The sequence below is a fragment of the Bifidobacterium sp. genome, assembly GCF_050874245.1.
GTDB lineage: Bacteria > Actinomycetota > Actinomycetes > Actinomycetales > Bifidobacteriaceae > Bifidobacterium.
Map to the genome: position 1 here is coordinate 1 of NZ_JBNMKH010000059.1, position 12,298 is coordinate 12,298.

Here is a 12,298-nt window from a genome sequence, read left to right on the forward strand (position 1 = left end):
ATCGGTGACGGTCAGGGTGTCATCCAGATAACCGGTGGCCAGTGTCTCGTCGATGGCGTTTTCAAAGTCCGTCAGCTCGCGGATCTCCGCTTCCGCAGCCTTGTCGGCGGACGATTCGATGGCCCGTTCCACTGTCTCGTCCGCCTTGTCGTTTTCGCCCATCATATTCTTCTTCCCCATTGGTCTATGTGTCACACGTTGCGTGCCGAATGAACCCGTATCCGCATCGCGGAACGGACGCAAAATCCGTCATACCCCATGTATGCCGTCATACCCTACCGCCGAAAGGTGCCGGACCCGTTTCAGGTATAGAAAATATGAGACGCCATGATAATTGTGCGTGAAAATCCCGGTTTTCAGCCGATTTGGAGCGTCTGCCGTCGATGTTGCATGGATTATGCACGGCACATCGTTTGCATAACCGTGCGAAACGTTATCGGAACCGTTACAAACGAATCGTTAGCATGTGACCCCATGAACAGCACCGAAACAGCAAACGAAACCACCACCGAGCAAGCGGTCGAAACGGCTTCCGCCACGCATGAGACAGCCGCGCACGAACGCTCCACACAAGAACCCGCCACACATGAGCGCAACGTCGCCGACCTGTTCGTCGAATGCCTCGTCAACGAAGGCGTGCACGTCATCTATGGCATTCCCGGCGAGGAGAACATCCCCCTTATGGAGGCTTTGGAGCGCGACGGACGCATCCGCTTCGTCCTGACGCGGCACGAGCAGGGCGCCGGATTCATGGCGTCCACGCAAGGCCATCTGACCGGCGAACCGGGCGTGTGCCTCGCAACGCTCGGCCCCGGTGCGCTGAACCTCACCCTGCCGGTCGCGCAGGCCAACGCAAGCACCACACCCATGGTAGCCATCTGCGCCCAAGGCAACGTGACCCGCCTGTACAAGGAATCGCACCAAATCGTGGACCTGGTCTCCGTGTTCCGCCCGATCACCCAGTGGACCAGCATGATCACCATCCCCAGCGCCGTGCCGGAAATCGTACGCAAAGCCTTCTCCATAGCGCAGCGCAAACGTCCTGGCGCGACCTGCCTTATCCTCCCCGAGGACGTCGCGGGAATGCCAGTGCCGGCCGGAATCGGACCGCCGCCACTCCCCCACACCATGCATATCCGTCCAACCAACGACACCATCGCCCGCGCGGCCGACATCATCGGCCGGGCACGCCATCCGATCATCCTTGCAGGCAACGGCGTGGCTCGAGCGCATGCCGAAAACCGGCTGCTCGCATTGGCTGAGCAACTTAACGTGCCGGTCGCGACCACGTTCGAAGGCAAGGGTGTGATCTCGGATCACATTCCCAACGCACTTGGCGTGGTCGGATTCATGAAGCACGATTACGAGAATTTCGCGTTCGACGAGGCCGACCTGATCATCGCCGTCGGCTTCTCAATTCAGCAATTCGACCCGAAGAAAATCAACCCGGACGACGACAAGACGATCATCCATATCAATACGTTCGTCGAGGACACCGACGCGCACTATTCGACCGCGCTCAACATCATGGGCGACATCGACCAGACGCTGGAGGCGCTGATCGACAGGCTGCGCGTGAAGGGCATCAAATTCGACGAATCGCATCCGATGATCCACGAGCTGCTCGACGGCGAATTCCGTTCGTACGCCGAGGACGATTCGTTCCCGATGAAGCCGCAGCGCATCGTCTACGACACCCGAAGGGCCATGGCCGACGGCGACATCACGCTGGTGGACACCGGCGCGCTGAAGATGTGGATGGCTCGCCTGTACCCCACGTACTATTCCAACACGTGCGTGATCGACAACTCCCTGTCGACGATGGCGTGGACGCTGCCGGGCGCCGTCGCCGCGTCCCTGGAGAATCCCGGACGACCGGTATTGGCCGCGATGGGCGACGGCAGCTTCCTGATGAACGTGCAGGAGATCGAGACCGCGGTGCGCGTCGGCGCACGCATGGTCGCGCTTGTCTGGGTCGACAAGGCGTATGGCCTGATCAAATGGAAGATGAACATACACAACGGCTCGTACGAGAACGTCGATTTCGACAATCCCGACGTGTGCGAGCTGGCGCGCAGTTTCGGCGCGCGCGGCCATATGATCGAATCCGCGGACGAGTTGTATCCGACGCTGTGCGAGGCGCTGCAGGCCGGCAGTGGCGTGGACATCATTGCTTGCCCCGTTGATTACGGCGAGAATATGAAGCTTATCGAGAAGCTTGGCGAGGTTGATTTCAGCGACTAATAAGTGATAGTCAGCGGATTGTGCTGACGGGTAGTTGTGACGGATGGAGCAGTGCAAACTCGAAGCAGGATTCCGTGGAGAAAACCGTGTCTCCAAGATCTGGCGACCGATTCGTCCTCCGTTCCGGAAACCTCCGTTTTAAGAACATAGCGACAGGATATTTAAATATATTTATTTATCCAGTTTTAAATAAATATATTTAAATACACCTGTCAGCATTAGCTGATTCTTCACAATCACCCCAGCAACATCCAAGGCATTTATCTGCAGTAGACACACGCACAGGATGATATTCCATGAGGCAGCGAAGTCCGTCGAACCTCCGTGGAAACCACCATTCCCAAGAATGCGACGGAGAGTGTCAGCGCAATCCTTTTATAACTTTTATATCTTTTATAAAATTGCTCCATTTTTGTTTCATTGGCCGCAAGGTTTCACCCAAGAACGTTCAGGTACCTAAAAGACACGACCTGGTACCCAAAAGACACATCGGTACCCAAAAGACACAAAACGATTCAAATCCACCGATATGACCGCATTCAACGGCATTTAGCGAGAGAAATCATCGTCATTCCACCCCCGAAGGTACGGATTGGTACCCGAATGACACCAATCCGTACTCGAATGACACCACCCGTACGCCACGGTGGTACCTAAAAGACACCAACCGGTACCCGAATAACACCAGTTGGTACCTGAATGACACCACCTTGGACCACGTTGGTACCCAAAAGACACGAACGGTACCTAAAAGACACCAGTCTTCGATATCGGTACCCAAAAGACACGGAATGGTGATCTGCGGCATTCCAAACCATGGAATCCCATGATTTCCAAGGGAAACATCCACCAATAACCACCCGGCCGGTACCCGAATGACACCAGTTGGTACCTGAATGACACTAGTTGGTACCCAAAAGACACCATTTTCGACATACGGTACCTGAATGACACCACCCGTGCCGCCGCCCCCAGCCAGGAGGCATGGTCAGAAGTACCTGCCATGCCTCGACAGAGCAATGAATCTACTTCGCCTCGCCTTCGGGGAAGATGATCTTGTAGATCGGGAAGTAAATCACCATCTGCACGCCGCCGTTAATCACGGTGATGAGGATGTTGTACACCGCAGCCGGGAAGAATCGCTTGCACAATGGCACATACAATCCCATCAGGAAGCTGCATGCGATGGTGATGAGCACGAACGCCACCACATACCAAGCGATCTGGAACCACACGTTGCCATGCGATTTGAAGGTGATGTTGCGTTGCATCGGGAAGTTCACGCATTGCGCCACGAACAACGTGATGGCGAACGCGGCGAAGTATCCCATGCCGCCGGTGGCATCCCCGGTGACCGGATAGTCGAACACGTACGTGTCCACCGGGCCGATCGCCAAATGGATCAGCTGGCATGGAATGTCGCACCAGTTGGTATGCGCATGGATCAGTTCCGGCAGGAATGTGAGCATCACGTATTGCAGCACGGTGACGAACAGCGAGAACGCGTAGAACATCACGAACTGCGCGATCAGCTTGTGCTTGACTGCGAATCGGCCCCACCATACGCCGATCGGGCTGGCAGCGGTCTTTCCGGATGGCTGGTCGACCATATCTTCCTCTTTTCTTCCAATCACGCGTTCGCTGGAATCGCGATTCGCGTGGACAGTCTTCCATCGGTCACGTGCAGCACGGTCTCGCCGCCGGAGCGTCCGGGACGCCGTACCACCGCGAGGGCCTCGCCGTAGTACGTGTCGGTCTTCCCGGACAGGAAGCCGATCTTGTTGTACGGGGCGGCGCAGCCGAAGCCGAGCAGATCGCCATTCCCCGCTCCATCGATGGTCGCCGTGAGTATTCCGCGTTCCAACGGCTTGGTCGTCCCGTTGGCGTCGGTGTACCGGACCCTCACGAAGGCGAGTTCCCCGCCCAGATACTCGATTCCGGCGTCGAGCCGGGTGTCCCCGCCGGCGCTGACGAGCTGGTCGCGGTTGATCTCACGGCCGTCGCTGTCGTATGCCACGGCCTCCAGCACGCCCGGCTCGTATTCGCACGGGAAGCGTGCGATGCAATCGTTCCGCAGCGCGCGCCGGCCGACTTCACGTCCGTTGAGCAGCAGTGCCACTTCGGCCGCACGCGCGTAGACCTCCACCTCGGCCTTCCGTCCCTCGCATCCGTTCCAGCTCCAGGAGTCGATGGCGTCGCTCATCTTCCATGCGCTGGGCGAGTGCCTGTCCCCGGTATGGTTCACCGGGCGCACGGCGATGAACGGGCCGGTGGACTGCTCCAGCGCGACGCGCGTGTAGTACGCCTCGCCGAGCGGCCGGCCGGTCAGGTCGACGCGTCCGGAGCCGGCGGTCAGCCAGCCGTATTCGACGCGCGGCGGAGCGTAGTCCTCGTATTCCCACGCGCCGACCCCGGTCTCGCCGAGGTAGTCCATGCCGGACCATACGAAGTCGCCGATCAGGCGCGGCTCGCGTTTGGCGAGCTCGCGGAATTCGTAGGCGTCGCTGCAGAAGGTCTCCGATCCGAGGATGAGACGCCGGGGGTACTTTTTCAGATCATGCCCGTACCGTTTGATGCCGTAGTTGTAGCCGGCCACGTCCATAGCCGCGAACGCGTCCCGGGTCACCCAGTCGCAGAACGGCAGGGCCGCTCCGGTCTTCATGAAATCAGCGCCGAGGAGCCCGGCCATGTTGTTGAAGAACTCGCTTCCGACGGCCTTGTGCCTGTCCGCGGCCTGTCCGGAGGCACGTCGCTTCTCGGCCTTCTCGGCCTCCTTGGCGGCCTTCTTGTCGGAGTACTGGCCGAATCCGATCGAGGACAGGAAGTTGAAGAAGATGTTCACGCCGCAGGTGACCGGACGCGTGCCGTCGAGCGCGTGCAGGTGTTCGGTCATCTCCCGGGTCAGGGCGATGCCCCGCTTCTGCGCGGTCTCCGACACCTCGTTGCCGGTGGAGTACAGCACCACGCTCGGATGGTTGCGGTCCTTGGCGACCATGTCCTCCAGGTCGCGCCTCCACCATTCGTCGAAATGGTCGACGTAGTCGTGCTGCGTCTTGTGGATGTACCAGTGGTCGATGTATTCGTCCATCACCAGCACGCCCAGACGGTCACACGCGTCGAGCATGGCCTTGGAGCAGGGGTTGTGCGCGGAACGGATGGCGTTGTATCCGTTGGACTTCATCAGCCGGATCTTGCGTTCCTCCGCGTCCGCGTACGCGCACGCGCCGAGCACGCCGTTGTCGTGGTGGACGCAGGCGCCCTGGAGGATCACGCGCGAGCCGTTGATGAGCAGGCCACTGTCCGACCATTCCAACGTCCGGATGCCGAACGTGATCGACGCGGCGTCGCTTTCCGTGGCACCGTCCGCGGTGAAGCGCGCGGTCATGCGGTACAGGTCGGGATGCTCCGGGGACCACAGGCGCGCGTTCTCGACGTCGATCTCGAACGTGTTGCCACCTGCCACGCACGCTTCGACCATGTCGACGCCCGCTTCGGGAATCATGATCTCGACGTCGCCGACGGCGTTCGTCTCGACGTCGACGGCGATCCGCGCGCGGCCGGCCGCCGCGTCGGCGCTGATGGTGCGCGCGGCGAGGCCGTTGACCGTGATGTGGCCGGACGGCGCTGTCCACAGCACGACGGGCCTGTAGATGCCGGCACCCGAATACCATCGCGAGTTGGGCTGGTCGGCATTGCGGGCCACCACGCGGATCTCGTTGGATTCACCGACACGCACGCAATCGGTCAGGTCGACATAGAAATTCGTGTATCCGTACGGGCGGAAGGCGCGTTTCTCCCCGTTCACCCATACTTCGGCGTCATGGTAGACGCCTTCGAACTCGAGCAGCATGCGATGCCCAGCGAGCTCCCTGCCGGGGGTGAACCGTCTGACGTATTCGTAGTCGCGTCCCTCGAACCAGCCGGAATTGAGCCCGCTCGCGGCGAGTGGGCTGCGTGGCTCCGACAGCATCGCGTCATGCGGGATGGAGACCGGAATCCACTGCTCCCCGGTCTCACCGGACCGCGCAAGATGACGGTACGCCCAACCGTCGTTGAAATTGGTTGACTGCATGTTGTCTCCTCTTCAAAGCCTGTATGAGGTGCCGACCCCGTGATTGCAAGAATCGGCGGAAATCAGCGGGAAGGAAGGGTGAACGAACGTTTCATATCGTCCGTCCACCCTTCTCTCGTTGGTTATGGAATCTGCCGAATCATTCGGTTTCAGCCATGATCACGGCGTAGTGCCGGTCCTTGGCCGTGAACGACTCGACCACTAGGGCGATGATGGCCACGAGGTAGCAGCCGACGCCGATGAGCGCCACGTTGAGGGAAGTCTGCTCCGACGCCGGGTAATTGACCGGGATGAAGTAGATGTCCGCCGCGAGACGCACACGAGCGAGGACGAATTGCGCGAACGACGCGAGCAGCATCACTTCCGAGATGATCAGCAGCACGTCAGCCAGCACCGCCGGCAGACGGTTCCGTGCAGCGGTACGGAACACGAGGGCGATGACGGCCACCACGCTCAACGCAATGAGCGGCACGCTCATCCCTTGCCCGGCCATGTATCCGGTTGCGGAGTTGACTATGTAGATCACCAGTCCGACGAACGTTGCCGCCATGGCTACGATTTCGGCGACATGGGTCTTAATCGATGTTGCCATGATATGTCCTTTCACTTCGAAGCCGCCACTGGTCCATTGGCCATGCTGTGGACGGAACGGATACGGACGACCGTGTAGCCGGCCAAACCAGCCAAGGTCAGCAGGCCGGACGCTCCGATCGCGGCAATATATGCCGCACGCCACCAAGTCATCACGTTGACGGTGTGAGTACTGGAGTTCACGCCGTTCATCGCGTTGGAGTTGGCAATCGCCCACAGGGCCTGATGCATGTCCTGTTTGATGGCCAGGAGCATGTCGCGGTCCTTGCTCAAAGTGTCGGCATCCCAGTACTTCACGCCTTGATTGCCGAAGCCGCAGAACGCATTGGTGCCAGCAAGGACGGACTCCTTCGGTGCGGCATGCGGGGAGATGGAGGTGAAGTCAGTGACGTTGTATCCGTGGAAGCCCCATTCGTTGCGGAGGATGTTGACCATCACCGCGGCGTTCGCGCTGGAGGCGACGGCGCCGATGCGGTTGTAGGAGGTCATCAGTCCGAGTGCGCCCTGCTTGTAGGAATCCTTCTTGGAGGAGTCGGACGCAAAGGACGCCGGCTTGCCTTTGGCTTCGAATGCCTGCTGGAAATCACGCAGTTCCATCTCGCGGGCCTTCTGCTCGTTCATGAAGGTGGCCACACCGGAACGGTTGATCTCCTGGTCATTGAACGCGAGGTGCTTCACATTGACGAGCGTGCCCTTGGATTGTGCTCCCTGAACCACCGCGGAGCCGATGTATCCGGACAGGATCGGGTCCTCGGAATAGTACTCCACGCTACGGGAGTTGTAGGCATGGCGATGAAGGTTCATCGCCGGTCCAATCATGATTGGCAGGTTGAACACCAGGCTGCTTTCGCCGAGAATCACCTCGCCATTGCGGTAGGCGAGATCCTTGTTCCAGCTGTACGCCAGATTGACCGGCGAGGGGGCCACGCGCGCGCTTTTGTTGGCGTACTTCTTATCCTTGGCGTCCTTGAATGGCTTGCCTTGGTACTGTCCCTCGTTCAGATAATGCGAGTCGGAGCCTCCTGGCCCGTCGTCGGTGGTCATCTGCTGAAGGCCGATGGAATCGATCGACCCGATGGCATGGAAGGCGGTCTCCGCGAAGGACATGAACTCCTTGACGGAGATCTTCGATGTCAGTTCATCCCAACGTTCGTCATCGAAGGATGCGCCCTTCATGTCGTTGATGGTCAGACTGCTGGACTTGTCTCCCGTTTTGATATCGGAAACGTCGTCGTCGGTTTTCAGATTGATGAAATCGTTGTTCAGCAGCTTGGACACCTTCTTGTCGGCCGTGATACCCGAATAGGTCTTCGGGAAGCTGCCGTTCCAATCGGAACGAGTCATGTAGGTGACCGCACCCTTATCGAAGGCGTTGTAGTCGGTGGCGTAGATGCCATTCGTAAGCTGGTTGGTGATCTTCGTGCCGTTGTCCGAAGTGGAGAAGGTATCGGCGTCCACACCGCCCTTCCATGTCCACTTATAGGTCTTGGTCTTGTCACCGGCCGCTGTCATGCCGTCGGATTCGCCGTATCCTTGCGCGGCGAGTACGTTGTTCAGCGCGTCATGGGCGTCGGTTCCGATGGAGAGATAGTAGTCCCCTGGATCCACGATGTAGGTCTTGGCCTTGTTGGCATCGTAGCTTGCAAGGTTGGCCAGATCCACGTTCATGGTGATGGTCTGGGATTCGCCCGGCTTCAGGGATTCGGTCTTCTCGAAGTCCATGAGCTGAATCGCGGACTTCTCCACGCCGTTCTTCTTGTCGTAGTCGGTGTAAGGCACGGACGCGTACAGCTGGACGACGGACTTGCCGGCCACGTCACCGGTGTTCTTGACGGTGACGGTCGCAACGGCGGTCTTCTTGTCTCCCTTGACTTCGACGGAATCGAGTTTCTGCTCGAATGTGGTGTAGCTCAGACCATAGCCGAACGGATATACCACTTCGTTGGCGTAATTCCATTTGCCGTCCACGGTCGCAGCCGTCCCATCGGCGGCCGTGTACGTTCCGGCGGACGCCTGTTCGCCGCCGTTACCCATCACCATGTCGGCGTAGCGGGTCTCGTAATACCTGTAGCCGGTGTAAATGCCCTCAGCCTCCATCAGATACGAGTTGACGGCGGCATCCTCGGAGAAGTCGGAGGCGTTGGTCCAAGCCACGTTGCCGTAGTTCTTCATGGCGGGAGCGACAGCGCTGTTCTTGGCCATCACGTCGCCAAGGTGCGCGGATGGAGAGACCGTGCCGTTGAGCACGTCCGCCACTCCGTAGAAGCCGTATGCACCCGGATATCCGATCCACATGATCGCATCGATGCCGGGATCGTCCTGCAAATTGGCGATTTCCATCGGATTGACGGAATTGACCAGCACGATGACTTTGTTGAAGTTGGCTTTCGCCTCATTGACCAAGGCCATCTCCTCGTCACTCAGAGAAAGGATGTTTCCGGTCACAGTGTTCACGCCGTTGGCCAGACCTTCCTTGCCTGGACGGTACCCGTCGCCGTTCTCGCCTCCCGGCCTTCCGACCACCACGATTGCGGCATCGTTGTATTCCTTGTACTGGGACTTGTAGTCCGGGTTAAGTTTGGCCAACTCGTCAAGGCTCAGTTCGCAGGGGTCATTGTATTTGGTGATGTCCTCGTATTCGGGAACGACTCCTCCACCGAATTTCGGAGTGGTCCATTTCTTGCCCTTGAAATAGTTCTGGTACGCCTTGAGCATCGAGGGATTGATCTGGAAGCCCTCGTCTTCGAACGCCTTGGTGATCTGTACCGTCGAATTGCCGTCCGTGACGGATCCACCGGAGCTGCCGTACACCGGGGCGAAGCTACGCACACCGAACATGGTGATCTTCGCGGTCTTGGAAATCGGCAGAGCTCCATCGCTGTTCTTCAGCAGCGCATAGGTCTCCGGAGATTCGTCCATCGCAGTCTTCTTGAAGCCTTCGTAAGCTTCCTTCGCTGTCTTGAACTCCGATTTGTAGGTCCAGCTGTCGTTCTTGTCGGCGGACTGGTCGGTCACTGTCTTCTGGCTTCTCGTGCCGACGAACGCGTCCAGTGACGTGCGGTATGTCTCCATGATCATGCCCGCCATGATGGCGATTGTGAGGAGCATCGCACCCACGGCGGTCAATCCCCGCCATAAGCCCGTACGCTTATGCATCTCATCCTCCTTGAATCTCTGGATCCTCCTCTATGAGGATTCCTGATACCAGACTGCCGGAGGAGACCGTCTCTCATAAGCGCCGCTTCGTGAACGGTAGACGAAACGTCGTGAACGACATCTTCGCAACGTCACGGCAACGGCAGAATCACCGTCAGCCGGAAGATCCCGTCGCGCGCGGAAATCGACATGTAACCGTGGTATTTCTGGGCGATCATCCTGATTGAACGGGTACCGAAACCGTGGTACCGCGCATCTTCCTTTGTGGTCATCGGCAGGCCGTCCGCGAAGTCCAGTGTTCCCGAGAACGGGTTCTCCACACGGATCATGGCCATTCCCTTGTTCCGCCGGATGCGCACGGAAACGTACCTTTCGGCATCCCGCGGCAACGCGGACACCGCCTCCAGCGCGTTGTCGAGCGCATTACCGACGAGCGAGTAAATATCGGCCGGGTTCATGAAGTCGAGGATTCCTCCATCGATCATCCTGTCGAACTGGATGCCGCGTTGCTCGCATTGCATCGACTTGTTGGCCAGTAGCACATCCAACGTCTCATTGCCCGTGCGGACGGAGGAATCGTAGACGTCCACGAGTCTGTGCAGCTCGTCCGCCTGTTCCTGCGATATCGACGGCCCGAGTTGGGAAATCTGTTTCTTCAGGTCATGCGTTTTCACGTTGATCAGGTCGATGGTCTCCTTCGTGTTCTCCATCTGCCTTTTCTGCTGGTACAACAGCTGACGTAGAACTTCGCCTTCCGCGTGCGCGCGCTGTCTGGAAACCAGTTCGATGGCCAACTCCAGCATGAAGACGCAGGTGACGAAGTCGAAAAGACTGAACACTGTGTATACGTCAGCGGAGGCCGCTCCGACCGGCGTGGCGACGGCATTGAACATGTTGGTGAACACGCTGACGCATAGCACCATACCAAGCAGCATCGCGAACACGGACCGTCCACCGACCATGGATATGTCCCTACGGGCCATGGGCCGCCCGAACACAAGATAGGCCAATATATAGAGAGGGATCTGCGCAAGCGAGTAGGCATACGTGTCAATCCATGCAGCGCTGTCCCAGATTTGGTGCAAGCTCACCGACAGCAGCCTCGCGCCGCGGTAGACAAGGTGCTGCGTGGCACCGGCCATGACGAAGTAGAACAACGCCTGCCGTATGTTGACGGTCCAGCATTGCAATATCCACAGGATGACCAATGCGAAGGCGATGACGTTCTGCACAGTGATCGTCAGGAAATATTGGGGGATATAGGCGTTCCACAGCATCGACTCGACAAGCATGACCGCGATTCCCGTCAGGAACCTCCACCAGAACATGTCGCGACGCTCGAGCCACCAAGTGAACAACAACGTGGACACGGTCAATTCGACGACCATTCCATTCGTAGTGAAGAAACCCAAGAGCATATCAATCGTCCTCATCGCCCTGTTCCTCCCTTCTTGCGCTGTGGATTTATACGTCTTCGAAGTCTTCCCCTCCGGACCGCTATAGGATGGCGTCGTTCCCCATGCTGTCTGCGAGAGCGACCATGAAGGATTTCTTGTATGCACGTCCAAGGGCGATTTGGCTGCCATCCGCCAAAACCAGACCGTTGCCTTTGACGGCTTCCACATGCCGACTATTCACGACGAAAGCCTTGCTGCAACGGAGGAATCCGTGCGATCCAAGTTTGTCCACGATGTCCTGCAATGTTCCCGTGCCGGTCAGGATCCCGTGTTCGGTATGGTAGAGCAGGGCATGGTTCCTGACCTCGATGTATTCGATCTCACGTAGCAGCACGCGCCTGGTGCCGGAACGCTGCACGATCATCACCGCCGCGGAATCCTCATTCCTCAAAGCCACGGCTCTATCGAGTTTACGTTCAAAATCGGCGTAGGAGAACGGCTTGATGATGTAGTCGAGCGCGTCCACCTCGTAGCCTTTCGCGGCGAACTGCGCCATATTCGTCACGAATATCAACGTCACCTGCCCATCCAGTTGACGTAATCTATGTGCGGCGGACATGCCGTCCATGTTCGGCATCTCGATGTCCATGAAGACGATGTCCCATACCGGACGGTATCCCTCGAAGAATCTTGTCGGCTCAGCGAAGACAGTCGTCTCGAAACGGGTGTTGGGGTGGTCCGACTCGAATCTTCCGAGACAGGCTCTCAGACGTTCCGCCGCCTGCCCCTCGTCTTCGATGATGGCCACTGTTAGCATCCCGTTGCCCCCTCGTCGTTC

General features: G+C 58.5%; 7 protein-coding genes. 1 reads left to right on the top strand and 6 read right to left on the bottom strand.

The features are described 5' to 3' along the window. Positions 1-474: 474 nt before the first annotated feature. Positions 475-2,244 (top strand): acetolactate synthase large subunit, encoded by a 1,770-nt coding sequence (locus ACR0P8_RS07055; RefSeq protein ID WP_432624414.1) that lies wholly within the window; start codon positions 475-477, stop codon positions 2,242-2,244. Between the two features lie 1,025 nt (positions 2,245-3,269). Here ACR0P8_RS07055 and ACR0P8_RS07060 read toward each other — a convergent pair. From ACR0P8_RS07060 to ACR0P8_RS07085, 6 genes are all read right to left on the bottom strand, one after another. Further along, a complete protein-coding gene (locus ACR0P8_RS07060; protein WP_432624415.1) occupies positions 3,270-3,854 on the bottom strand; it encodes a hypothetical protein in 585 nt (194 codons plus the stop codon). Between the two features lie 20 nt (positions 3,855-3,874). Then, positions 3,875-6,316, bottom strand: a complete 2,442-nt coding sequence (locus ACR0P8_RS07065) for a glycoside hydrolase family 2 TIM barrel-domain containing protein (protein ID WP_432624416.1) — start codon at positions 6,314-6,316, stop codon at positions 3,875-3,877. 139 nt (positions 6,317-6,455) lie between these two features. Continuing rightward, positions 6,456-6,908: a hypothetical protein gene (locus ACR0P8_RS07070; RefSeq protein WP_432624417.1), complete on the bottom strand. Its 453-nt coding sequence runs from the start codon at positions 6,906-6,908 to the stop codon at positions 6,456-6,458. Between the two features lie 11 nt (positions 6,909-6,919). Next, positions 6,920-10,063 (bottom strand): glycoside hydrolase family 3 C-terminal domain-containing protein, encoded by a 3,144-nt coding sequence (locus tag ACR0P8_RS07075; RefSeq protein WP_432624418.1) that lies wholly within the window; start codon positions 10,061-10,063, stop codon positions 6,920-6,922. A gap of 131 nt (positions 10,064-10,194) precedes the next feature. Next, positions 10,195-11,496 (bottom strand): GHKL domain-containing protein, encoded by a 1,302-nt coding sequence (locus ACR0P8_RS07080; protein WP_432624419.1) that lies wholly within the window; start codon positions 11,494-11,496, stop codon positions 10,195-10,197. A gap of 64 nt (positions 11,497-11,560) precedes the next feature. After that, the coding region (locus ACR0P8_RS07085) for a LytR/AlgR family response regulator transcription factor (RefSeq protein ID WP_432624420.1) at positions 11,561-12,298 on the bottom strand (738 nt) is incomplete at its 5' end.

Coding starts and splice junctions, on each gene's coding strand:
- ACR0P8_RS07055 (WP_432624414.1), top strand. CDS start 475: ATGAACAGCACCGAAACAGCAAACGAAACCACCACCGAGCAAGCGGTC.
- ACR0P8_RS07075 (WP_432624418.1), bottom strand. CDS start 10,063: ATGCATAAGCGTACGGGCTTATGGCGGGGATTGACCGCCGTGGGTGCG.
- ACR0P8_RS07080 (WP_432624419.1), bottom strand. CDS start 11,496: ATGAGGACGATTGATATGCTCTTGGGTTTCTTCACTACGAATGGAATG.
- ACR0P8_RS07070 (WP_432624417.1), bottom strand. CDS start 6,908: ATGGCAACATCGATTAAGACCCATGTCGCCGAAATCGTAGCCATGGCG.
- ACR0P8_RS07065 (WP_432624416.1), bottom strand. CDS start 6,316: ATGCAGTCAACCAATTTCAACGACGGTTGGGCGTACCGTCATCTTGCG.
- ACR0P8_RS07060 (WP_432624415.1), bottom strand. CDS start 3,854: ATGGTCGACCAGCCATCCGGAAAGACCGCTGCCAGCCCGATCGGCGTA.